The 23709-nt window shown below is 48.7% G+C and carries 24 protein-coding genes and 2 tRNA genes; 19 read left to right on the plus strand and 7 right to left on the minus strand.

The window, feature by feature from the left end:
* The first annotated feature begins 73 nt into the window (after positions 1 to 73).
* From ACXIT9_RS08095 to lepB, 9 genes are all read left to right on the plus strand, one after another.
* Positions 74 to 751, plus strand: a complete 678-nt coding sequence (locus tag ACXIT9_RS08095; RefSeq protein ID WP_458055730.1) for a YceI family protein — start codon at positions 74 to 76, stop codon at positions 749 to 751.
* Positions 752 to 824: 73 nt separating this feature from the next.
* A complete protein-coding gene (locus tag ACXIT9_RS08100; protein ID WP_458055731.1) occupies positions 825 to 2447 on the plus strand; it encodes a CTP synthase in 1623 nt (540 codons plus the stop codon).
* A 101-nt stretch (positions 2448 to 2548) separates the two neighbouring features.
* Positions 2549 to 4366, plus strand: coding sequence for a membrane protein insertase YidC (yidC, locus tag ACXIT9_RS08105; protein ID WP_458055732.1), 1818 nt, complete (start codon positions 2549 to 2551; stop codon positions 4364 to 4366).
* 190 nt (positions 4367 to 4556) lie between these two features.
* Positions 4557 to 5240 (plus strand): metal-dependent hydrolase, encoded by a 684-nt coding sequence (locus tag ACXIT9_RS08110; RefSeq protein ID WP_458055733.1) that lies wholly within the window; start codon positions 4557 to 4559, stop codon positions 5238 to 5240.
* A gap of 6 nt (positions 5241 to 5246) precedes the next feature.
* The gene (locus ACXIT9_RS08115; protein ID WP_458055734.1) at positions 5247 to 6029 is read left to right on the plus strand and encodes a ParA family protein; all 783 of its coding nucleotides are present in this window, start codon (positions 5247 to 5249) and stop codon (positions 6027 to 6029) included.
* Between the two features lie 14 nt (positions 6030 to 6043).
* A complete protein-coding gene (locus tag ACXIT9_RS08120) occupies positions 6044 to 6964 on the plus strand; it encodes a ParB/RepB/Spo0J family partition protein (RefSeq protein ID WP_458055735.1) in 921 nt (306 codons plus the stop codon).
* Positions 6965 to 7005: 41 nt separating this feature from the next.
* The gene (locus ACXIT9_RS08125) at positions 7006 to 7602 is read left to right on the plus strand and encodes a DUF5683 domain-containing protein (RefSeq protein ID WP_458055736.1); all 597 of its coding nucleotides are present in this window, start codon (positions 7006 to 7008) and stop codon (positions 7600 to 7602) included.
* Between the two features lies 1 nt (position 7603).
* Positions 7604 to 8326 (plus strand): 4-hydroxy-tetrahydrodipicolinate reductase, encoded by a 723-nt coding sequence (dapB, locus tag ACXIT9_RS08130; protein ID WP_458055737.1) that lies wholly within the window; start codon positions 7604 to 7606, stop codon positions 8324 to 8326.
* A gap of 13 nt (positions 8327 to 8339) precedes the next feature.
* A complete protein-coding gene (gene lepB / locus ACXIT9_RS08135; RefSeq protein ID WP_458055738.1) occupies positions 8340 to 9416 on the plus strand; it encodes a signal peptidase I in 1077 nt (358 codons plus the stop codon).
* Between the two features lie 291 nt (positions 9417 to 9707).
* Here the strand turns inward: lepB and ung are convergent, their stop codons facing one another.
* A complete protein-coding gene (gene ung / locus ACXIT9_RS08140) occupies positions 9708 to 10370 on the minus strand; it encodes a uracil-DNA glycosylase (RefSeq protein WP_458055739.1) in 663 nt (220 codons plus the stop codon).
* A gap of 74 nt (positions 10371 to 10444) precedes the next feature.
* Here ung and apaG point away from each other — a divergent pair, with 74 nt between their 5' ends.
* Complete coding sequence (gene apaG / locus ACXIT9_RS08145; RefSeq protein ID WP_458055740.1) at positions 10445 to 10831, plus strand: Co2+/Mg2+ efflux protein ApaG; 387 nt, start codon at positions 10445 to 10447, stop codon at positions 10829 to 10831.
* Between the two features lie 6 nt (positions 10832 to 10837).
* Entirely contained in the window at positions 10838 to 11224 is a 387-nt protein-coding gene (locus ACXIT9_RS08150) for a hypothetical protein (RefSeq protein ID WP_458055741.1), read from the plus strand.
* Here ACXIT9_RS08150 and ACXIT9_RS08155 read toward each other — a convergent pair.
* The gene (locus tag ACXIT9_RS08155) at positions 11206 to 11799 is read right to left on the minus strand and encodes a methyltransferase domain-containing protein (RefSeq protein WP_458055742.1); all 594 of its coding nucleotides are present in this window, start codon (positions 11797 to 11799) and stop codon (positions 11206 to 11208) included. The two genes, ACXIT9_RS08150 and ACXIT9_RS08155, sit on opposite strands and share 19 nt — an antisense overlap.
* Positions 11800 to 11835: 36 nt before the next feature.
* Between ACXIT9_RS08155 and ACXIT9_RS08160 the strand changes: the two genes are divergently transcribed.
* The 4 genes from ACXIT9_RS08160 to rplI all read left to right on the plus strand — a co-directional run bounded on the left by ACXIT9_RS08160 (position 11836) and on the right by rplI (position 13953).
* On the plus strand, positions 11836 to 12753 hold the full coding sequence (locus ACXIT9_RS08160; protein WP_458055743.1) for a hypothetical protein: 918 nt from the start codon (positions 11836 to 11838) through the stop codon (positions 12751 to 12753).
* A 100-nt stretch (positions 12754 to 12853) separates the two neighbouring features.
* A complete protein-coding gene (rpsF, locus tag ACXIT9_RS08165; protein ID WP_040671124.1) occupies positions 12854 to 13222 on the plus strand; it encodes a 30S ribosomal protein S6 in 369 nt (122 codons plus the stop codon).
* Positions 13219 to 13470 carry a 30S ribosomal protein S18 gene (gene rpsR, locus ACXIT9_RS08170; RefSeq protein WP_009057281.1) on the plus strand — a complete coding sequence of 84 codons (252 nt, stop codon included), beginning with the start codon at positions 13219 to 13221 and terminating at the stop codon, positions 13468 to 13470. Before rpsF ends, rpsR begins: the two co-directional genes overlap by 4 nt.
* A gap of 39 nt (positions 13471 to 13509) precedes the next feature.
* Positions 13510 to 13953, plus strand: a complete 444-nt coding sequence (rplI, locus tag ACXIT9_RS08175; RefSeq protein ID WP_458055744.1) for a 50S ribosomal protein L9 — start codon at positions 13510 to 13512, stop codon at positions 13951 to 13953.
* A gap of 170 nt (positions 13954 to 14123) precedes the next feature.
* Here rplI and ACXIT9_RS08180 read toward each other — a convergent pair whose 3' ends face one another.
* Positions 14124 to 14375, minus strand: a complete 252-nt coding sequence (locus tag ACXIT9_RS08180) for a hypothetical protein (RefSeq protein WP_458055745.1) — start codon at positions 14373 to 14375, stop codon at positions 14124 to 14126.
* A gap of 394 nt (positions 14376 to 14769) precedes the next feature.
* Here ACXIT9_RS08180 and ACXIT9_RS08185 point away from each other — a divergent pair.
* From ACXIT9_RS08185 to ACXIT9_RS08200, 4 genes are all read left to right on the plus strand, one after another.
* Positions 14770 to 14842, plus strand: a tRNA-Gln gene (locus ACXIT9_RS08185).
* 17 nt (positions 14843 to 14859) lie between these two features.
* Positions 14860 to 14932, plus strand: a tRNA-Gln gene (locus tag ACXIT9_RS08190).
* A gap of 94 nt (positions 14933 to 15026) precedes the next feature.
* Positions 15027 to 15980, plus strand: coding sequence for a calcium/sodium antiporter (locus ACXIT9_RS08195; RefSeq protein WP_458055746.1), 954 nt, complete (start codon positions 15027 to 15029; stop codon positions 15978 to 15980).
* A gap of 56 nt (positions 15981 to 16036) precedes the next feature.
* On the plus strand, positions 16037 to 16711 hold the full coding sequence (locus ACXIT9_RS08200) for a haloacid dehalogenase type II (protein WP_458055747.1): 675 nt from the start codon (positions 16037 to 16039) through the stop codon (positions 16709 to 16711).
* 47 nt (positions 16712 to 16758) lie between these two features.
* Here ACXIT9_RS08200 and ACXIT9_RS08205 read toward each other — a convergent pair whose 3' ends face one another.
* Genes ACXIT9_RS08205 through ACXIT9_RS08220 form a run of 4 tightly spaced genes read right to left on the minus strand, consistent with a single transcriptional unit; the run spans position 16759 to position 23483 of the window.
* Positions 16759 to 17883: a cytochrome-c peroxidase gene (locus ACXIT9_RS08205; protein WP_458055748.1), complete on the minus strand. Its 1125-nt coding sequence runs from the start codon at positions 17881 to 17883 to the stop codon at positions 16759 to 16761.
* A 5-nt stretch (positions 17884 to 17888) separates the two neighbouring features.
* Positions 17889 to 19415: a DUF6850 family outer membrane beta-barrel protein gene (locus tag ACXIT9_RS08210; protein ID WP_458055749.1), complete on the minus strand. Its 1527-nt coding sequence runs from the start codon at positions 19413 to 19415 to the stop codon at positions 17889 to 17891.
* Between the two features lie 11 nt (positions 19416 to 19426).
* Positions 19427 to 20749 carry a DUF4876 domain-containing protein gene (locus ACXIT9_RS08215; RefSeq protein ID WP_458055750.1) on the minus strand — a complete coding sequence of 441 codons (1323 nt, stop codon included), beginning with the start codon at positions 20747 to 20749 and terminating at the stop codon, positions 19427 to 19429.
* 4 nt (positions 20750 to 20753) lie between these two features.
* Positions 20754 to 23483: a TonB-dependent receptor gene (locus tag ACXIT9_RS08220; RefSeq protein WP_458055751.1), complete on the minus strand. Its 2730-nt coding sequence runs from the start codon at positions 23481 to 23483 to the stop codon at positions 20754 to 20756.
* Positions 23484 to 23709 lie beyond the last annotated feature (226 nt).

Raw genomic sequence — 23709 nt, forward strand, 5'->3', positions numbered from 1 at the left:
ATTCTTTATGATTCAGTCCCTCATCTTGCCCCTAAATTAGCGCGGATACCTTCAGGAGCCGCCCTTAAAAGCGATGTGCGATCGGTCTGCCGCTAACAGTTTGGAAAAAGACGTGTTGTACTTAGGTATGCAGCATGTAAATTTCCTCCCCCTGATGACCCTGGCGCACCCTCAGCAGATTTTATATTCGCTACTAGTCAGCTTCCTACTGCTTTTGGGCTCCGCCCAAAGGTCCTTTACGCAGCAGACCTACTCCTTAGCTACTGATAAAAGTACTTTTCAAGTTGCGGGCACCTCTACCATACACGACTGGTCCCTGACAGGGAAAAAAGGAAGCGGAACCCTCGAACTAGAAGTTGAAAAGGGAGACCTGAAAAAAATCGCCCCCTTTACCTTGCGCTTAGAAACGAAATCCCTAAAAAGCGATCAAGAGAAAAATGCTATGACTGAAAAGGCGCATAAAAGCCTACAAGCAGAAAAGCATCGTTACATCCAATTTGAAGCAAAAAAGGTAGAAATCCTCTCTTCTGAGCGTCTCCGCGTGGAAGGTACCTGGACCATCGCCGGAGCTAAAAGCAACCAAGCGCATGAATTAGACTACACACTTGACGAAAGTTTCCAGGTATCAGGGACAGCCAAGCTGAAGTTCTCCGACTTCAACTTAGACCCGCCTACCGCGCTGCTCGGAAGCATTCGGGTACGGGATGAAACAGAAATCAAGCTCGAGCTTACCTTTAATAAAAAAGACTAGAGCACGCCAAGTTGCAGAAATTTTGCCTACCTTTGAATCCCATAAGAACACCAATTAAATCCCATCCATTCTTATGGCTTCTTCCAGCACTAAGTACATCTTCATCACCGGAGGTGTGACCTCTTCTTTAGGTAAAGGAATCATCGCCGCATCCTTAGCGAAACTTTTACAGGCACGCGGCCTGACGGTCACCATCCAAAAATTCGACCCCTATCTAAACATAGATCCTGGCACATTAAATCCCTACGAGCACGGAGAATGTTACGTGACCGAGGATGGTGCTGAAACGGACCTGGACCTGGGCCACTATGAGCGTTTCCTGGACACTCCGACCTCCCAGTCGAATAACGTTACCACAGGTAGGATCTACAATAATGTCATCACGAAGGAGCGAAAGGGTGAGTACCTGGGCAAAACCGTGCAGGTAATCCCTCATATCACAGATGAGATAAAAAGAAATTTCCTCAAATTAGGCGAAGACGGTAAGTTCGATATCGTCATCACCGAGATCGGTGGCTGCGTGGGAGACATCGAATCTCTTCCCTTTATAGAGGCCGTGCGCCAGGTGAAATGGGATATCGGCGTCAATAATTTTTTAGTGATCCACCTCACGCTGATTCCGTATCTGGCTGCCGCCAAAGAACTAAAAACCAAGCCGACACAGCATTCTGTGAAGCAACTTTTAGAGGCGGGTATTCAGCCGGACATACTCGTCTGCCGCACGGAGCATCACCTGCCTACTGAGGTAAAGAAAAAACTGGCGCTCTTCTGTAATGTGCAGCTCAACTGTGTGATCGAGGCCATGGATGCGGAGACGATCTACGACGTTCCCCTGCTCATGAAGAAAGAGAAGCTGGACGAGCGTGTGATGACCAAGCTGAAACTCAGCTCACGGGTAAACACGGACCTAGAACAGTGGAAGGAGTTTTTAGGGCGCCTAAAAAACCCTACCCAAGAGGTCACGATCGGCCTTATCGGCAAATATGTATCCCTTCCGGATGCGTACAAATCCATCATCGAGGCGTTCATACATGCTGGTGCCGCTACGGAATGTAAGGTCAATTTGCGTTTAATTTCCTCCGAGGAGCTGAATGCAGACAATATCGCGAAAAAGTTAGAAGAGTTAGATGGTATTTTGGTCGCGCCCGGTTTCGGCGAAAGAGGTTTCGAAGGAAAAATCCAGACGGTAAAATACGCGCGGGAGCAGCAGATACCCTTTTTCGGCATTTGTCTCGGCATGCAGGTGGCCGTAATCGAAGTGGCACGCCATTTAGCTCACCTAGAGGGAGCCAGCAGCACAGAAATGCATCCAGACACTCCCCACCCGGTTATCGGCCTGATGGAAGACCAGAAGCAGGTAGTTAATTTAGGCGGCACCATGCGTCTAGGGTCCTACATTTGTGAATTGAAAAAAGGCTCTAAAGCCTATACTGCCTACGGCAAAGGGAAGGTGAGCGAGCGCCATCGCCATCGGTACGAGTTGAACAATGCCTACCTAGACGCCTTAGAACAGGCAGGACTGCATGCCAGTGGCGTAAATCCAGACACTGGCCTGGTAGAAGTCATTGAATTAAAGGAGCACCCTTGGTTTGTAGGTACCCAGTTCCACCCAGAATATAAATCTACCGTCTTAACACCCCATCCTTTGTTCATTCGCTTTATTCGGGCAGCCATAGAGTACAAGGTAGCTCATTAAATGTGCTTTGCCCCGGCAGGGGCTTAGCTAATCCGTAGGAAATAGCCAAAAATCCGCTATTATTCCTTACTTTTGCATTTCAGAATACCAAGAACATATTTATGGATAAGAATCAAGCGACAGGATTAATCCTTTTCGCAGCCGTTTTGCTCGGCTATTCCATCTTTTTCGCGAAAACACCTGAGCCTATCGACGTAGAGGAGAGCAAGGGGGCGACCGAAAAAGTAGAGGCGGCGAAAGAAGCGGATGTAGCCGAAGACATTACGACGTTCCAACTTCCAGACTCTTTACTTGACCTGCAGGCACAACAGAAATTTGGTGCCTTCGCAGCATTCACGAAGGGAGAAGCGAGTACGCATACGATAGAAAACGAACTCCTCGAAGTAGAATTTTCCTCTCAAGGGGGAGAAATTCAGCGAGTTCGATTAAAAGAGTTTACCACCTGGAACAAGCAGCCGCTCTACTTATTGGATGAAACTTCTTCTACCATTTCCTATACGATTCCGACGCGCCAGGGAGATTTTAATTTGAATGACTTCTTCTTTCAGGTGAAAACCAGCACAGAGGAGCGCGAGGGAGAAACACTTCAGGTGCTCACCTTTACGGCGCAGGCAGAGCAGGGAAGTATAACCCGTACCTACCGTTTAGCGCCCAACAGCTATGTTTTAGAAAAAAACATCGCTGTAGACGGTTTCCGGCAGCAGCTTATGGACGGTCCGATCGCCATCAGTTGGGAAGACCGACTGAAAAAGCTGGAGGCCGACATCGAGGAGTCCCGCAGAAAAACGAATGCCAACTGGTTTTTTGCCAGTGACAGCTACGACTACTTCGGTGTGAACGCGAATAAGTCCGAGACCCTGTCTGAGCCGGTTCGCTGGGCTAGCTTCAGCCAGCGATTCTTCACCTCGGCCATTTTAGCGGATGGAACACCTTTTACGAATGGGCGCATCGCGCAGGACACGCCTGCTGACACCCTTTCGGTGAAAAACATGAGTTTGGCCTTGGCTCTTCCTTTGGCCGAAGGCCAAAATGAACTGCGTTATTATTTCGGGCCGAACAACTATAAAATCCTGAAGACCATCGCCCCGAGCTTCGAAAAGAATGTGGACATGGGCTACTTCTTTGTGAGCTGGGTGAACAAGTATATTATCGTTAATCTTTTCCAGTTCTTAGAGCGCTACGTAAGTAATTACGGGGTAATCATTATCTTGATCGTACTGATCATCAAGCTCTTCCTATTCCCACTGACGTATAAATCCTACATGGGAATGGCTAAAATGCGGGTGATTAAGCCGGAGATAGATGAGCTGAAGGAAAAATACGGCGATGATCCCACTAAGATGCAGACAGAGCAGATGAAGCTGTTCAGCCAGCTGGGCGTAAGTCCTATAAGTGGTTGTCTTCCGCTGCTGCTGCAGATGCCTTTCCTATTTGCGATGTTCTTTTTCTTCCCGAATAGTATCGAGCTGAGAGGAGAATCTTTTTTATGGGCACATGATTTGTCGACGTATGACTCGATTATCAACTTGCCTTTCACGATACCTTTCTATGGGTCGCATGTGAGTTTATTTACTTTGCTGATGACGGTTTCACAGATCGCCTACACCAAGTTCAACAACCAGCTTTCTACGCAGACCGGCCCACTGAAAAACTTAGGTTATATCATGCCGATCGGCTTCATGTTTATCTTAAATTCTTTCCCTGCGGCACTTTCTTTCTATTATTTTGTGTCCAACATGGTGACATTCGGTCAGCAGGCATTGATTAAGCTGTTTGTTGATGATGCGAAGGTCCGTCAGAAGGTAGAGGAAAACAAGAAGAAAAACGTGAACAAGAAGAAGTCTAAATTTCAGCAGCGTTTAGAAGATGCGATGCGTGCTGCCGAAGAGCAAAAGCAAGCCAATAAGAAGAAGAAGTAAGTTTTTCTCCTTCTTAAGCACATAAAAGCGAGTCCTTCGGCTCGCTTTTTTATTGCTTCTTTCTGGGGCTGAAATTCAGGAATCTGGAGCGGTGCAGGAGAGCTTTCGGTAAAGTCCCTTTCATTAGCGTTTAGAAATAGCCATATAAATGGTATATTTGTCCTTGTGCTAAAAACTAATCCAAACCGCGATGATAACAATCACCTTCTTAGGTCATTCCAGCTTCCAGATGGAGGTAGGGGGCAAGCATTTGCTTTTTGATCCTTTTATCAGCCCAAATGAAAAAGCGGCAGCTATCGATGTAGACAGCCTGGCTGCGGATTACCTCTTACTTTCACATGGCCATCAAGATCATGTAGCCGATGTGGAGCGGATTGGAAAGAGAACGCAAGCGACGCTTGTGGCGAATTTTGAAATCGCGAGCTACTACGGCGGTAAAGGAATCGAAAATTACCATCCATTAAACCATGGCGGCAGTAAGGTTTTTGATTTTGGGCGTGTAAAATATGTGAATGCGGTTCACTCCAGTGTGCTTCCAGATGGGACCTATGGCGGTAATCCAGGAGGCTTCGTGATTCAGCATGAGCGTGGAGCCTTTTACTATGCTGGAGATACGGCGCTTACCTATGACATGAAATTAATCGGCGAGGAATTCAAGATTGACTTTGCATTCCTTCCGATAGGAGATAATTTTACGATGGGCATTGACGATGCGCTTAAGGCAGCAGATTTTGTCGGTACAGACAAGATCATCGCGATGCATTTTGATACATTCCCCTATATTGAAATTGATCTAGAGGAAGCCAAACGAAAGGCCGCAGCAGCGCAGAAAGAATTGATTGTTTTAGAAATAGGACAGTCCATTACCTTATAAATGACTATGGGAAAAGTGATAGCGATAGCCAATCAGAAAGGCGGCGTGGGCAAGACCACGACGGCGATGAATTTGGCTGCGAGTTTAGCGGTCTTGGAATACAAGACCCTGGTGATCGACGCCGACCCTCAGGCGAACACGACTTCCGGCTTGGGTATCGATCCGAAGGCGATTGACAAAAGTATCTACGAGTGTATGGTAGACGGTGTGGAGGTAGCACAAATCGCCATTCCTACGGAAATCACGCACCTCACCCTGATCCCCTCGCATATCGACCTGGTCGGTGCTGAGGTGGAGATGATCAACTTGGAAAATAGAGAGGAAAAGATGCGTGAGGTCATCGCCCCGATCAAAGGGGACTACGACTTTATCATCATCGACTGCTCCCCTTCCCTCGGGTTGATCACGATCAATGCGCTCACGGCTGCGGACAGTGTCATCATCCCGGTGCAGTGCGAGTACTTTGCCCTAGAAGGGCTGGGTAAGCTCTTGAATACCATTAAAATTATTCAAACCCGCTTAAATCCGGCCTTAGAAATCGAGGGTATCTTACTGACGATGTATGATGTACGTCTGCGTCTATCCAATCAAGTGGTGGAAGAAGTCAAAATGCATTTTGCAGATTTAGTTTTCGAAACGATAATCCCGCGAAATGTCAAATTAAGCGAGTCGCCTAGCTTCGGGCTTCCTGCCATCGCTTTCGATGCCGATGGAAAAGGGGCGGTAGCATACCTCAACTTGGCGAATGAAATCGCAGCGAAAAATGGAATCGCAAATCTAAATGCTTAAACGAATCAACGACGATGGCGGATAAAAAACAATTTCAGAAAAAGGCGGCGCTAGGCCGGGGACTGGGTGCATTACTACAAGACTCTCCTGCTAAACAGCAGGAGGAAAGGCCCCTTACCCCTGCTCCACCAGCAGCCGGGATTCATGAAGTCCGTCTGAGTGATATTCAGGTCAACCCTTATCAGCCGCGGACGCATTTCGATAAAATCGCGCTGGAAGAGCTGGCAGAGTCCATCAAAGTGCAAGGCATCATCCAGCCCATTACGGTGCGGCGCCTGGAAGAAAACACGTATCAGTTGATTTCTGGTGAACGTCGTTTTCAGGCCTCCAAACTAGCAGGCTTAGAGCGTGTCCCCGCCTATGTGCGTACTGCGAACGATCAGCAGATGTTAGAAATGGCGCTGATCGAAAACATACAGCGGGAAAATTTAAATGCGCTGGAGATCGCCCACTCCTATCAGCGCCTGCTTTCCGAATGCGCGCTTAAGCAGGAAGAACTGGGAGACCGTGTAGGCAAAAAGCGGACGACGGTCAACAATTACTTGCGTCTATTGCGCCTGCCGCCCGACATTCAGGCAGGGCTGCGCGACAACCAAATTTCGATGGGGCATGCCCGTGCGCTGGTCAATATCGAGGATATCGACGTGCAGCTTTCGCTGTATAAGAAGATTTTAGCCGAAGATTTAAGTGTACGTAAGGTGGAGGCGCTCGTAAAGGCCCTTCACGAACCGAAGGAGCCGGAAGAGGGGCTAAAAAAAGAGCCCATCGACCCGTACAAGCAGTATGAGTTGAATAAGCTACAGCAGCGCCTGGCCAGCCACTTTGGCACGAAGGTACACGTGAAGGCGGATGCTAAGGACAAGGGGGAGATCAAAATCCCTTTTACTTCTACGGACGATTTAAACCGCATTTTAGAACTTTTAGCTGTTATTTAGTGCGCCCGAATAGGTCTATTGCCTGCGGCAAAGCTGCCCGTATGAATCGATTCATGCCATTTACGCGACACTTTCTGGGGATGCTGCTGCTACTTGTAGGGGCAGCTTTTCCTGTTTATGGACAGGACACCCTGCAGCGTTTAGATCCACGTTTGGAGCAACAAGCCGTAAAGGCTTTAAACGAGGCTTTCCGTACGCCGAAAAATCCGCGTCTAGCGACTATCCTCTCTGCTGTGTTACCTGGCGCTGGCCAAGTCTATAACGAGAAGCCCTGGAAAGTACCCATCCTGTATGGTGGTATCCTGACGAACACCTACTTTGTAGACTTTAATGGAAGACGCTTTGCGCTCTTTCGAGATGCACTTATCGCTTTCGATGCAGAAGAGCCGAATCAGTTTCCCAATTTAAACCGCGATGGGCTCGTGCGCAACGTTAATTTTTGGCGGAGGAATCGGGACACCACCTTTTTGATCTATCTAGTCATATACGTATTAAACATTGCTGATGCTAACGTGGATGCGCATCTATCGGGCTTCGATGTGTCGGAGGACCTCAGTTTTCGCTGGGAGCCCTACCAAGAAATCAGCCCGCTGGGATTGCCTCATGTTGGCTTACGCTTTAAAATAAACATCAATTAACATGCATATTCTTTTACTTGGCTACGGCAAAATGGGGAAAATAATCGAGGAAATCGCCCTTTCCCGTGGCCATCAGATTATTGCCCGCATTTCAGAGGAAAATAGAGCAGATCGGGACACCCTAACGGCAGCCGATATCGATGTGGCGATCGAGTTTAGCGCCCCGGAAGCGGCAGTAGATAATATCACCTGGGCTTTAGAGCGTGGCATCCGCGTAGTATCGGGCACCACCGGCTGGCTATCCGAAAAACCACGCTTAGATGCATTGGCTTTAGCCCAAAATAGTGCCTTCTTTTATGCCTCTAACTTCAGTATTGGCGTCAATATATTCTTTAAGGTAAATGCTTTCCTGGCCAAGCTCATGCAGGAGCAGTCCGCTTACCAGGTCGCCATAGAAGAAATCCATCATACGGAAAAAAAAGACGCCCCCTCAGGCACGGCTCTAACCTTAGCCGAAGGCGTTATGGCCGCACTCCCTGCCTATAGCGGATGGACACTAGCAGAAAACATGTCCGAAAACGATACACGTTTACCGATAACCGCCAAACGCATCGATCCGGCACCTGGCACGCATACAGTCACCTATTCCTCTGAAATAGACACACTTAGCATAAATCATACGGCACACAGCCGCCAAGGATTTGCGCTTGGCGCGGTATTAGTGGCAGAATGGATAAAAGATAAAAAAGGTATCTTATCCATGGATGATTTCTTATCTTTCTAAAAATTTTTCCTTCATGAGTGAACCTAAAAAGAAAAAGTCCGCCCTGAGAGAGTGGCTGGACGCACTGCTCTTTGCGGTGGTAGCCGCCAGCATCATACGTTGGCTTCTATTAGAACCCTTTACGATCCCTACGGGCTCCATGGAGAAATCCCTGTTGGTGGGAGACTTCCTTTTTGTCAGTAAAATGCATTATGGCGCTCGATTCCCCATGACGCCACTCCAGGTGCCTCTTACACATCAGAAAATTTGGGGAACCGAAACAGATTCGTATGTGGAGTGGATAAAACTCCCCTACTGGAGGCTACCAGGATTTAGCAGCATTAAGCGAAACGATGTGGTCGTCTTTAACTATCCTGAAGAGCTCGAGCATCCGGCAGACCTGCGGACGAATTACATCAAGCGGGCGGTAGGAGTGCCTGGGGACATCCTCGAAATTGAGCGCACCCAAGTGCAGATAAATGGTAAGCCGGCAGACGACCCGGAGCTGATGCAGTTTTCGTACGATGTGATGACGAATAAAAGTCTCTCCGCGGCCTTTTTTGACCAGTTTGGTATCGCCCCTGACGCTTTCTTTGGGTTTCGGGACAACAGTGGCTACATGGTGTCGGCGACTCCAGAAGTGGCCCGCCGCTTGCAAGAAAGCCCCGAGGTGGATCGGGTAAATCTCCGCTTAGACCGGCAGGGATATGGGGACCCGCGCATTTTTCCGGACGGGGATTATTTCGGCTGGAATAAAGATTATATGGGACCCATCGAAATCCCTGCTAAAGGCTGGACGATCACCATCAACGAGGAGACGATGGCCAAGTATGCCCGCACCATCCAGCATTATGAGCGCTTAAAAGATGTGCGCGTGGAGGGCAACAAGCTCTTTATCGATGGGCAGGAAGTGCAAACCTACACCTTCCGCCAAAATTACTATTTCATGATGGGCGATAACCGCCATGACAGCCTCGATTCGCGTTACTGGGGCTTCGTACCGGAAGACCATGTCGTCGGCAAAGCTTGGTTTTTATGGCTTTCCCTAGACAAGCACAAGAGCATGTTTTCGAAGATCCGTTGGAATCGAATCTTTAAGGGCATCGAATAAACTGAATGAAAAACCCATTAGCAGCATGACCTGCCTGTGCTTTTGTTGGCACAAAGTAAATGGCCCCATTCTATCTAAAAAAGAGACTGCTAATTCGGTCTCTTTTTTTTTACGACGAAAACCGAAAGCCTACCATCATTGACGAGTAAGCATTCAGCCTTCTCGTATCGTGCTCTCCTGCCAAAAGGCATGTCCGCACCTAGCTATTCCTTAGGCTCAAGCCAGCCTTTCCCCTTTTTCTCCGCTTGGCAGGAGAAAGTGCCTTGGCACGCGTGAGCGCTTTTACGCCTTTCACCACTGAATCGGCGATAAGCCCTGCTCCTGCAGGAAGGCATTTGCCTGAGAGAAATGGCCGCAGCCATGAAAGCCTCGGTGTGCCGAGAGAGGGCTCGGATGTGGGGCGTGCAGCTTGAGATGTTCGGGACGGTGCAGGATCGTCGCTTTTTTTTGGGCGAAAGCCCCCCATAACAGGAAGACCATCGGAGCCTCCCGCTCGGCAAGTACTCGGATAACTGCGTCGGTAAACTGCTCCCAACCTTTTTTTTGGTGCGAGCCGGCCTGATGGGCCTGCACCGTAAGTGTGGCATTCAGGAGCAGCACCCCCTGTTCCGCCCATCGGGTCAAGTCGCCATGCTCGGGGAAAGGGATCCCCAGGTCGCGGCGGATTTCCTTAAAAATATTTTGTAAACTAGGTGGGAAGGAGACGCCCTGCGGCACAGAAAAAGAGAGGCCATGGGCTTGCTGGGGACCATGGTAAGGATCCTGCCCTAAAATGACCACCTTCACCTGATGGAGCGGGCAAGCCTCAAAGGCCTTGAAAATAGCATTCCCCTTCGGAAATACCTGCGTCTGCTGATAGGCCTCCCGGACGAAGGCAGACAGCGCCTGGAAGTAAGGCTGGCTAAACTCTTTCGCTAGTGCGGCCTTCCAGGAGGCTTCAATTTTTACATCCATTTTGTGGACTTTTCGTTAAATAGTGAAACGCTTTACGTAATTTTGATCGATCTTCACACAAAATTAAAGGTTTCATGGTAAGTGCCATTACAGAGGGAATAAAAGTTAGCGTGCACGTGCAGTATCAGCGGGCCCATTCGAGCCCTTGGCAGCAGCACTATGTCTTCACCTATCACATCGAAATCGAAAATAATTCACCCCACACCGTGCAGCTGCTGCGCCGCAAATGGGAAATATTCGATGCAGCGGATAGTAAAAAAATCGTGGAAGGCGAAGGTGTCGTTGGGCAGCAGCCCATACTGGAACCGGGAGAAAAACACGCATATGTTTCTGGCTGCAACTTAAAATCGGGACTTGGCAAGATGCTAGGTACCTATACCATGGAACGTATCGTAGACGGTCAGCACTTCGATGTGAGCATCCCTGAGTTCCAGCTTTTGGCCGAAGACCTTCAAAACTAAGCGTAAATGCCCCCCATAGGTTTCGGTTTCCGCATGCACTGGCGGCGCTGGTGGCGAGCAGAGGGCCGTCATTCCTTGCAGTCTCCTTTGTTGCTGCAGCTCTACGATGCATTAGAGCAGGCGCCTCAGCTCTCGCTAGAGCAGGTATGTGAAACTTTGCTTCCCGCCTATCCGCTCCACATCCTTTCCGAACAGAAGGACATCCCCCCCCAGCTACCCCCATCGGTCACCGGCAGCCTCTGGCTTGTCAAGGGCTTATACCGGCAGCCCAGGCGTTTTCAGCAGTGGCAACACCTAAGCAAGCAGCCCCTGCTGGCACTCGAGATTCGTGGGGAAGGCTTGCTCCTCGTCGGCAGCGCCTTTAGTGCGGGGCATTACATTTTTGACTTATAAGCGCGGAAAAACAGTTCATTTCCGGCCCGTGGGCCAATGGAATTGTGGCAAGGCTCCTGCACGAAACGCTCAAAATGCGGTGCAAATAGCCCTTCATATGCTTGCGCCTCTCCTCCGAAAGGCGGTCCTTCCTTTTCGAAGTATCGGTTAAAGAGTACGCCAACTAATTTGCCCCCCGGGGCTAACAACGTTGCCATCTGCCGCACATATGCTGGCCGCAATGCTGGCTGCAAGGCACAGAAAAAGGTCTGTTCTAATATCAAGTCATACTGGCCCTGATGGGCAAAAAAATCCTGCTGATGCAGCTGCTCACTAGGAAAGTGTGGATTGCGCGCCTGAAAATCAGCAAGAGGCGCATCGGAAAGATCTAAGACGTGGATGTTTTGGAAGCCCACCTGAAAGGCATATGCTGCTTCATAGGCATTACCAGCACCAGGAATTAAGATTTTTAGCGACCTGTCTGTTATTTGGTCTAAATATTGCTTAAGCGGTGGAGAGACTTGACCCAGGTCCCAGCCCGTATTTTTAGTCAAATAGCGGGAAGTCCAGTAATTTTCATTTAATTTTGTTTCCATAGAAAAACGAGCGATTAACGTAACAGTACAGAGCTTATGCAGACAAATCCTACACCGCCGCCGGCCCGATCCGATCGGAATAAGAACATCTTGATCATCGCCTTGGCTATCTTAGTGCTGATTAGTGGTATAAAACTTTTTCTCGACCACCAAGACAAAAATAAGAAAACACAGGAGATCCTCGTGCTTTCGGAAGAAAATAACGAGATCAATCAGCGCTTGGACTCTGTCACCTATCAGCTCGATCTCCGGATCCAGGAAATCGAGCGACTGGGGGGTGATGTGGCTGCCCTAGAGGAGATTCGTACGCAGCTAATTAATGAGCGTAATTCAGAGAAACGTCGTTCGGCACAGGAAATAGAGCGCTTAAATCAGCGTCTGAAGTCCTATATAGCTCTTTTAGATGAAAAAGATGATGAGATCATCGCTTTGCGCAATGAAAACCAGCAACTCTTCGCAGAAAACCAAGACCTGAAAACCAACCAAGCGCGCATCGAGGAGCGCGTCGTGGAGCTGGATCAGCGGCGAGAAGAGTTGGAAAAGAAAGTAGACATGGCAGCACGTCTGAAAGCAGAGAATATCGAGATCGCTGCTGTTAATAGAAGAGGGCGTGAACGCACGGATGGCTTCCGCAATCGGCAGCTGGAAACCCTAAAAATTAGCTTTAATCTGGCCGATAATCCTGTGGCGCCCCATGGACCACGTGATATTTTTATCCAGATTTTAGCCCCGAATAGCCAGCCCATCTTTGATATCGCGAAAGGGTCTGGCACTTTTATGATCGATGGCCGTGAGGAATTTTATACCATGAGTCAGGCGATTATGTTCGATAACACACAGCAGGCCTTGGAAAACTTTTACGATAAGGAGACCAAATACGATACAGGAGAGCATACGGTACGCATTTATGCAAATGGTTACTTGATCGGAACAGGAAAATTTGAAGTCAAATAAACATTTCCATTCGAAATGAAGGCATAGGAAAGCGTCAGGTCTTGGACTTGACGCTTTTTTTAACTACTTTTGCGGACTGTTTAAAAAACAATTTATTATTATGTTCCAAAGAAACTACGAGACGGTATTCATTTTAACTCCCGTTTTGTCTGATGTTCAGATGAAGGATACCGTAGACAAGTTCGTGAACTTGTTAAAAGAAGAGGGGGCAGAAATTGTCAATGTGGAGAACTGGGGGCTGAAGAAATTAGCCTATCCGATTCAGAAGAAAACCACAGGATTCTATGTAATGGTAGAATTTAAGGCACTTCCTGATTTAATCAAGAGGTTCGAAGTTGAGCTGAGACGTGATGAAACGGTGATGCGCTTCCTAACAACTGTTCTCGACAAGCATGCATTAGCGTATGCGGAGAGAAGAAGAAAAGGCGAATTTAACAAAAAAGAAGCTAAGGAGGAGCAAGCATCATGACATTAAGAAACGAACCAATCAACCGTGTAGAGAATAGAAAAAAATACTGCCGCTTCAAGCGTCACGGTATTAAGTATATCGATTATAAAGATCCTAACTTCTTATTGAAGTTTGTTAACGAGCAGGGTAAAATTCTTCCGAGAAGATTAACCGGAAACTCAGCTAAATATCAGAGAAAAGTAGCTAATGCGATCAAGAAGGCTAGAATTTTAGCGCTCCTACCGTTCGTAACCGATGGTTTAAAATAGGCCAAGGATTCTCTTTAATAGTTAAAAATTAACACAACAATGGAAGTAATCTTAAGAACAGATATTAAGGGGTTGGGTTACAAAAATGACTTGGTAAACGTTAAACCAGGTTATGGAAGAAACTACCTGATTCCTCAGGGCTTCGCGGTATTAGCGACGGCATCTAACAAGAAGGCGCTTGCTGAAAACATCAAGCAGGCAGCGCATAAAGCAGAGAAAATCAAAACAGAAGCTGCTAACCTAGCTGAGAAATTACAGGGCATCACCCTAGAAATCAAAGCGAAAATCGGTGATTCTGGTAAAATTTTCGGTAAAGTAACGACACTTCAGATTTCTGATGCTTTAGCCGCTCAGGGAATCGAGATCGACAGAAAGAAAATCGAAATCACCACTCCAGTAGGCACTGCAGGTGAGTTCGAAGCGGATGTAGATCTTCACAGAGAAGTGAAAACGAAAGTGAAATTCGTTGTAGTAGCTGAATAAGCATCACTACCACACACATAAAAAGGGGCTTTCGCCCCTTTTTTTGCTTTTACCTTATGGCATGCTGCTTTACCTACTAGCTGCTTAAGCTCCTCTCCTTCTTTGCTAGTCATTGTGCTATTAGCACACTTATCCGCGTGCAGAGCAGTTGCTTAGCCACATCTCCATTTCTAGAAAGCTTGCGTTACCTTCTCTAAATCATCGAGTAATTTCTGTGACACCGTCCGCGGCTGTGCAGCCTTCTTTTCGCAAAGCAAGGCATAGGCCTGCTGACTCTTTTCCAGTAGACCCACAGGATTTTTATCCGCTATAAAACTGTTCCAGCACCAAGCTAGCTCTGCCGGTAAGGTTTCACCTAAACCAAGCTTTTCCAGCTTTTCTAACGTTTGCAAGACCGTTTTTTCCATTTTTTCTTCTTTCATAGCTTTCATGATTTTAATCAAAACATCAATTTTTTAAACAAACCCATGACTAATGTGCGCTATTTTTTCATAAATCGCAAATAAATCACCTATTTTTTAAACCCTAAATAACAACGAACCAGTTCACCTACGCCCTTTCTGCCCTTAGCATAAGCCCCAGATCAGAAAAAAAGGAATCATCCTTATAGCTATACCTGATAGCTAGCGCTAATGCGCTGACGCCTGTTGAAATCAAAAAATGAACCCTTCCTCCTACATCCGTTTTTTTTTAACTGAATATAAAGCGCTTAAGCAAAAACACTCTTTTTTTTAGACCCCACTCTTGGATATTTAAAGCCATAACCCTACTTTTGTACCACAATTACGGAAAGTAAAAGCGCTTTCTATCCTATATTGACCCATGGTGTAACTGGCAACACGTCTGATTTTGGTTCAGAAGAGTCTAGGTTCGAGCCCTAGTGGGTCAACATTTTCGGTTTTATCATGACCCATGGTGTAACTGGCAACACGTCTGATTTTGGTTCAGAAGAGTCTAGGTTCGAGCCCTAGTGGGTCAACAGTCAACCTCCCTTCGGAGGTTTTTTTTATATCTAAATTTCTGCCGCTATTTTTTCGTTCAGAATTCTACTACATTCGTAAAATTTCTTCTCCATGCTGCTGCATCTTTTGCTTTTACTTGTTGGCTTCGCTCTCCTGCTTTTTGGCGCAGATAAATTAGTAGCCTCCGCCTCCTCTATAGCAGGTAAACTAGGTGTCTCCCCCTTAATCATCGGCCTAACCATCGTCGCTTTCGGAACTTCCGCTCCTGAGCTGGTCATCAATATCCTTTCTTCCTATCAAGGTTCCTCCGAGATGGTGATGGGAAATGTTCTGGGAAGTAACATTTTCAACATACTCGTTATCGGCGGCACCTGCGCACTCATTTACCCCTTAAGCGTGCAGCGCACCACCACTTGGATCGAAGTGCCTCTCGGGCTGCTCGCCGCCCTTGCCATCTTCTTTGCGAGCCATGATCGGTTTTTCGATCAGGCGAACACTGATACCATTCAGGCCAGTGAAGGCTGGATGCTACTCCTTTTTTTCCTTGTCTTTTTCGCTTATAGCATCGCTGTAGCGCTGAAAAGTAAGGACAGCGCTACAGACCCTAGCGCAGCACTCCTCCCTTATGCCTGGCTATGGCTTCCTGCCGGACTGACCTTGCTCCTGTATGGAGGACATCTGTTGGTTGAAAATGCCACCGCCATCGCCAGCCTTTTAGGCATGTCCGAGCGCCTAATTGGCCTAACCATCGTCTCGGTAGGCACCTCCCTGCCTGAACTTGTCACCGGCATCGTGGCTGTACGTAAAAAACAAGCCGATATCGCCATCGGAAATATCGTGGGCTCGAATATTTTTAATGGCTTTCTCGTCCTCGGCGTTTCCGCCACCATCCGCCCTATCCCTGTCACCGCGCTTACCGACATCTATGTGCACCTGTCGGCTGCAGCCCTCCTTTTTGTCCTGATTTTCCGCGGCGCTGGGCGCCAAATCGATCGCGTAGAAGGAGGCTTTCTCCTGTTCCTATACCTCCTGTATATGGCCAGTCTTCTGCTCGGAATCGGATAGACAAAATAACCCTTTCGGCGACTCGAACGTTAGTACCTGCATACACACTTTCCACTATGCTTAAAACGCTTGTATTCGACGTAAACGAAACGCTGATTGACCTCAGCCCTGTACGCCTTTCCCTGAATTTGGCCTTCGGCCGGGAGGGAGCCTACAGCCAGTGGTTCACCTCTCTGCTGCACCAGAGCCTGGTCCAAAGCGCCCTAGGGCACGGCCATGACTTTTCTTCTCTGGGCTTAGCCGCCCTGCGCGCCATGAACACACAGGAAGACCGCGGACTGGGGGAACTGGAGCTGCTGGAAATTATGGACAGCTTCCGCATCTGCCGCGCCCACGCTGACGTCACAGACAGCCTGGAAAGCTTAAAAGCGGCCAACTACACCTTAATAGCACTCAGTAATAGCGAAGAGACAGGACTAGTGAAACTGCTCCAACAGGCAGATATCGCCTCTTTTTTCGACCATATCATCAGTGCTGAACGCTTTAGACGCTATAAACCGCATGCAGAGGTGTATACAGGGGCGCTGCGAGCAGCAAAAAAATTGCCCGAAGAGAGTGTCCTCATCTCTACCCATAGCTGGGACCTGGAAGGCGCTCGCTCCGTCGGTTGGAAAACCGCCTACCTTCTCCGCGAAGGAGTCGCCTTCTTTCCCCTACACCACAGTCCTGACTTCCTACTGGAAAACCTCGGGGAGCTCGCTGCCGCCTTGGAAGCAGAAAAAGCGCCCTAAACAAGACGCTTTTTCTGAAGACCAACCTACAAAGAAAGGACTACATGCTATTCTACCAATTGTGGCCGCGCCATTCGAAAAGGTGGCGCTGATATACTCTTTAAGAAGGCTTCTAGCGCCTGTTTCTCGGCTGCCGTTAAAGATAGCTTGACCAGCAGCTCGGATGTTTCCGGGAACAAAGGATCCTCTGCAAACTCAGGCCGAGGCTTTGGCCGCGCCATCCCAGCATCATACATGTTAATCACCCCCTCCAAGTGTGGAAACAAGCCATTATGCATGTAGGGTGCCGTAAAAGCCACATCTCGCAGCGAAGGGGTCTTGAAAGCCCCCACATCGGCAGGATTTCCTGTAATCTCGTAGCGTCCTAAATCCTGATGCGTTCGCCCATAAAAATGCAATCCCAAGTTATGAAATTTTTGATCCGTGAAAAAAGGACCATTATGGCAGTTGATGCAGTGAGCCTTGGTTCGAAAAAGATGTAAGCCCCACAGCGCCTCATCCGACATGCGCTCCTGCCTGCCGGCCATAAAATAATCAAAATCACTACGGCGCCCTGTGATGCTGCGCTGAAACATGGCCAGCGCCTCCCCGATACGCTCGGGAGTTATCCTATCCGAACCGAAAGCAGCCGAAAACAAAGGCGCATAGCCTGCGATGTTTCCTAATTTTTCCGGAAGTAGCTCCAACTCTTGGTTCATCTCCGTGTGATCCGCTATCGGCATGAGACTTTGGGCCTCCAGGCCCTCCACCCGACCATCCCAAAAGAAAATCTCCTGCTCCCATATGTTTTGAATACTCGGGGTGTTTCGCTGCCCCTGCTGATGATCATGTCCAATCCCTAAAGAACGCCCATTACTCCAACTGAGCTCCGGATCATGACAGGAGGCACAGGAAATCTGATTCGAAGCCGACAATCGAGGATCAAAAAAAAGATGCTTGCCCAGCGTAATCAGTGCCTCATTCCCAGCATCCTGCCGAAAGGGATTTTCGGGCAGTGCCTCTAACTCCCGAAAAGTACCCCCCTCTAAAAGGTGGGGGGCAGGCCAAGCACTACTCGGCTGGCTGTACCAAGCCCGTAATTGGGCAAAATCCACAGGGTCTTGTTGAAGACTAAAACCTAACAGCAGCAGCGTCCCCCATAGGGCCACATAACGTAAAATGGACTGTTGCATAGTACTTAATGAATGAAATGAATACCTAGTTGAGCCTGAACGATCCGCAGCGAAGCCGCTTCTTGAAAACCACTCACCGCACCGAGTCTAGCCCCCTCCCGCTCCAGCGATAGGAAGGGCGCTAGTGCGAACTTCTCGTATGCCTTTTTCGCCTGAAGGCGCAAAGACACCCGTGTAAACGTACGACTTTCCCAAGCTAACATCGGAGCGACGACCTCTCGGGTCACGATATTACGCTGAAACTCGGGAACTGCCAAATTTCCACGCGCATGGAACACCCGGTGGACAGCAGCATCCGGAAGAAGTACCCAGCCTCCGACAATGGGCACGCGGTAGGCCATGGAAATGCCGGCTACTACTTGCTGAAATTCCTGCGCATGGCTGGCATTAAAATCCTCCCGCTCCTGCCGGCGTGCCGACATATGCAAGCCCATCAGCCAAGCACCACGCCGGTGGAAAAGTTGAAAATCAAGCAGCTCCTCGGAAAATAGGTAGTTGAAGCCCGCAAATAAATGATTAAAATCTCTCCCATCCTCCTGTCGAAGAACCAGAAGCCCGGACCAGGAGGTCTGTTCCGCACCCTGATAGGTGAAGGCCAGCCGATTTTCCTTACTGATCAAATTAAAATCGCCTATAACTTGTTCATCTACCTGCCCCGAAGCAGAACCCCTACGCAGAAAACGCTCGTCAGAAATGCGATAGGTAAATTCGTTTTGGAATGACCAGCGGGCTCCCCGATGGTAGAGCGCTCCACCATACTGATGACCAGCACCGCTCAACTCATACCTCGGACGACGCAGCAGGTTAAACGAACCCAGCCCCATCATGGTGTACAAATTATAGTCGAGACGCCCGAAACTATCGTTCGAAGCATTATAGTTCGTCACCTGCCCTATTTCAGTGGAAGAAAAGCTGCCACCATGAGCGGCCAACAACCAATTTTCATGCAGCTGCCAGCCGAGCTGGGCTTTTAGCTGCAGGTAATAGTGAGAAATCCGTGGGCGAGGGTCGTTGCTTCTGTTATGCTGCGCCAAAGCATAGTCTGCCCCCACCCCCAGACGGATTTTGTCCTTCCAGAGCGATCGGTTCACATTTAAATCTGCGGAGAAACGATCATTGTTCCAGTTGCCCCGACGAATATTCGCGAAATAATAGGGGTTAGGGCCGAGCTCCCGTACCTGCTGCCAGCCTAAGGAATCAAATTGCTGCTTTTCATAACGAAACTGACCTTCCATACGCAGCCCTCCCACCTGGCGGTTGCCATAAGAAAAGAAGCCATACCCATGACTGCGCTCAGGTACCTGTGAAGGACTAAGGGGGGCGCGCTTTTCACCCGCCCAGGCACCGGAAAAGCCTATCTCTTGCTCCATAGCCTGTGCCCGTAAGGGCTGCTTGATGGCCTCGAACCAGCGTAATCGCTGCTCCTCGTCTAAAAAATCCAAAACAGGTGTGGTCTGCGCGAAAAGGACAGAATGCTCCATTTGGGAAATTAAGACGATGCTAAAGAGTAAGGTAAGGATGCGAAAAGACATAGGCGGTGCGCTTAATTTCCAGCAAATGTTCGCGGTGAAGCGATCGGGAAAAAGGTGAAATCCTCTTCGGAATTATTGGTATCCTGAAGGATCACCCGATCTCCGAAGGTTCTGGCCGTCTTGCGTACTACAGACTGGGAGGAGAAGCTTCCCGCCGGAACGAAGGTGTAGCCTGCATCCAAAAGGTTCGGTAGTTTCATCGGCACCTGATTCGTCGGGCTGGGCTGACATTCTACGGCATCCACAATCAAGGAAACCGGGATCTGGTAATATAGATTGGTGTTATCACGAATTTCAGAAACATTCGGCGTAGGATACTGCGGGAAATCACGCACGGGCGTATCACTTTTAAAAATCGCCACAGCCTCTCTGCCGGGGTTATCTAAAATAAAATCACGCCCGAAAATAAAGATATTTTTCATGTTCGGCACAGCAGGGTTATCGATGTCCGAAGCCAAAGGATTGGGAAACTCTTCCCCTAAAAACACCTCAAAATCGGCTCCGCTCAGATCTACCGTCAGCTCAGGACGAATGACCGTAACCGCCTCGCCATCATTGCCGACGAAAGGAGACTGATGGTTGATGGCCGTTTGTGCGAGCACGATGGACTTCCCCGGTGCTACAGGGTACTGCTGGCCCGTGCCTGGAAACTGATAAATCCACTTGCCATACAGAAAGTCTTCATTCGCACGCACATTACCGGGCATACCGATGGACTGCTGCCAGTCCCACTGCCCATCCGGCTGCGTAAAAGACTGCACTGTCGTCGCTGCCCTTCCTAATGCCCCCATGATGTACCAGCCATCCATAAAAATGGTGTCGTTCGAATTATTATACAGCTCCACGAACTGATCACGGAAAAGAGCACCCTCTACACGATCAGAACCAGCAAAATAAATTTGCTTGATTAGAAGATCGCCCACTGGCCCGGAGCGCAGCATCAGCTCCACCTGCGCATTTAGGGAACTGATCGCCACTGCCGAACGGGAGGCATTAAAGGCCACTTCCTCTTCATTTACTTGGAGGCCACTGAACGTGGCAAAACTCTCACGCGTAAACACCCGACGAGCGGCTATGTCGTATGTCCCACTCGGAATATTTTCCAAGACAAGCGCTCCACTTGCATCAGTGGTGCCCTCGAAAGTCTGCTGAGAGGTTACATTGCGTAGAGTAACCTCGGTGTTCGCTGCCCCTGCTCGATCAAACTGATCATCAAAAATCACCTGGACCGAAACATCCACCGGTGCTACCCGAGGTCCATCTTCTCTATTTTCGCACGCCACCATGGCGAGCACTACGACCATAAAAAAGGCCCACTTTCTAAACATCTGCATCGTATTAATATTTAAAATTTAACTCTAGACCGAAATAGGGCTCCTCATTTAGAACACCCACGACGTCGCCTTGAGGGTTCACATCCTCGGGACGTATATTCAAGAAATTATTCGCAAAGAAGCTGAAGCGTACATGCTTCCCGAGGTTCTTCGACAGGTTCAAATGAAAATTCATATACACAAAATCAGGCCGACGGACGAAGTTGCCTTCCACAGCAGTCTGATCCAGGATTCGGAAACGCGGATCATTTAAAAACTCCTCCTCGGTCAGCGAAAAGCGCTCTAAATTGTTATCCAAAAAGCCGATAGGCCTATTCGAACGATCAAAGGAGCGTGTGTAATTGGTAATAAAAAGCTGATGGCGAAGCGTCAGTACCAGTCCGAGTCGCGGCACATGATGCGACGCCGTCAGCAAGGCCAGCGAGCGCCCTGCCTCCGAAGCCTGGCTCCCATAGATGCCATACCAAATCTCCTGAGCAGGCTGAAAGTTACGCACCTGCTGCACCCGCTCGCGCGTATCTAAAAAGCTGGAGCGGTAATACGACAGGTTCAGGCTAAAGCTGGTATTGATCGCTGGAATGCGTTTCGTACTTAGCGTAGCCTCTAACCCTGTATTCGTATTCGAGGAGGTATTTAGAATAGAACGCTCCGTCACCACCACGGGCATTGTCTCCCCCGTCTGTCGGAAAATCGGCTGCTGCCCCTCCGGACGTGCGATCACCTCAAAGCGGGGCAGATCCAGCCGAACAGGGTCACTGTTGATGCTAAATCCATTACGCGTACTGTTGTAAAAGCCCGTTAGCCCTACCGTCACCCAGTCTCCCTTTATATGGAGGCCAAGCTCCCGGGTGCTGGTGCGCATGCTGCGCAAACCAGACGGATCATTCGGAATTACATGGGTAAAAGCTAAAAATAAACTCTCAGTCTCCCTGCCGGTAAAGAAGTTGAGCAAGGTAAAATCTTCAAACTGCGGCCCTGGAAACAGATGAATCAAACCCGGTGCCTTGACCGCCTCCCCAAAAGCCCCCGTCACGCGAACCTTATCGCTAAGTGCGTAGGAGGCATTGATGCGAGGAGAAAAACTCGTGAGCCCGAATTGTCTGTCCGCGCGCAAACCTGTCGATAAATTCGCCGCCTTCCCAAAGAGTGTTCCCCTCATACGGTTTTCCACATAAGCACCCCACTGATGCACCACGGGATTAATCTCCCGGAAACTGAGCGGTCGCTCATTCGTAGCAGCTCCCGCAAAACGAATCGGGCGCAGTGGATCAAATTGTCTGCCCTCTCCAAAATTACCGTTAAACCGATAACTGGCACCGTAGGCCAACTCATGACTGATCTTACCCGTACTAAAGTTCTTGTAAAAGTTGGCCTGCATACCACTAGATACAGGTAAACCATGGATTTCACGCCGTGCACGGTAGGAGCTGGGATGGAAAGTGCCGACATGAATGCCCGGCTCCATCGCCACCGTTACCGGTAACACACCGGGATTCACAAATTGATCCAGCACCGACAGGCTGCGCGATCGGTTATAAGAAACGACGAACTTAAACGAGTCAAAAACAGCCGTGGCCTTATTTACCTGCAGACGATTGCTTAAAGAAAGACCTTGGTTCTGATAAAAAACGATACGCTCAGTACCAAAATCCGGATCAATCCGAAAATCATCCAAATTGGTATGCATACTGAGACTGAGGTTATTTTTAATCGACTTAGATGCCCCAAAGAAGCTAGTCAAAATAGCATTTCCTGTAAGTCGATTAAAGGACTTGACATTATCGCGCAAGTCCGGATTCGAGTTCAGGTAATCAAAAGATACGTGTAAGGCATGCCGCTCCTGAAGTTGAAACCCTTTGTCCAACTGAAAATTACGATCTCCCCCCGCCTGCCGATAGGTGAAGCGCAGGGGCGACTGTCCCGCAGAGGTTTCGATGATGATGGCACCCGCTCCGATATCCCCATACTCAGCAGAGGCCACCCCTTGAATAATTTCTACCTTTTCGATGTTGCCCACCGGAATTTGACGCAAGTCAAACCCTCCTGCCGGCGCATCTCCCGATGCAAAACTTCGTCCACCAAAATTGGTCGCTCCCATGGAACGAAAAGTCCCCGCCGTCCTCGGGTTAAGGCCCTGCATGTTACTGTTGTTATCAAGCTGATTATCATTAATAAAAATCCCGATTCCAAACGCATTATTTAAGGACTGCTGACCCGCTAAAGCCGAGCGGAAATTAATCGCCTGCGCCCCCTGCAGCTGTGGATTCCGGATCTCCTGACCAGGGATCAGTTGCAAAAGCTCATTTAAACTGTTCGCCTGCGACTGCTCGATAGTGGAGCGATCGATTTTAAAAGCCGAAACGGACACATTTTCATCATCCCTTTCGGCCGCTACGACCACTTCCTGCATAAAAAGATCATTGTCCTCCATCCGGATGAGCACCTCCAGCACCTCTTGATCAGCTTGTAAGACATAGCGCTCCTCCACGGGCTTTTTACCTACCAGGCGCGCCACTAGGCGCAATTCTGCCGGGCGCTGCTGCAGGCGTATGCGAAACCTTCCTTCTTCATCCGCTAGTGTGTAAGCACCCGATCCCACCGAAAGGGTGACATAGGGCAAAGGGCTCCCGCTATGCTTATCCACTACCCTTCCCCTCACTTCCCATGAAAAAGCAGCGAGATCCAGCGTAAACCCGAAAAAAAGACAGCAAAAACACGTAAATAATAGACGCATACGGTAAGATTTACGACAAATATATGCGTATTTAGATTAATTCTAATTAATGAGAAGATTGATTTTTTAAATAGAATCTATATTATTAATAGATTTTAAAAATAACTACCTCATAATTATCTATAATGTAATATTAACGAAAAAATGCAACCTTCTAAAAGCAAGACAAAACGGCAATATCCGTCGAATAGCGGTCCATAGTAGTCCAATTCCCCTGAAATACATC

This window comes from Nitritalea sp. (genome assembly GCF_054166705.1).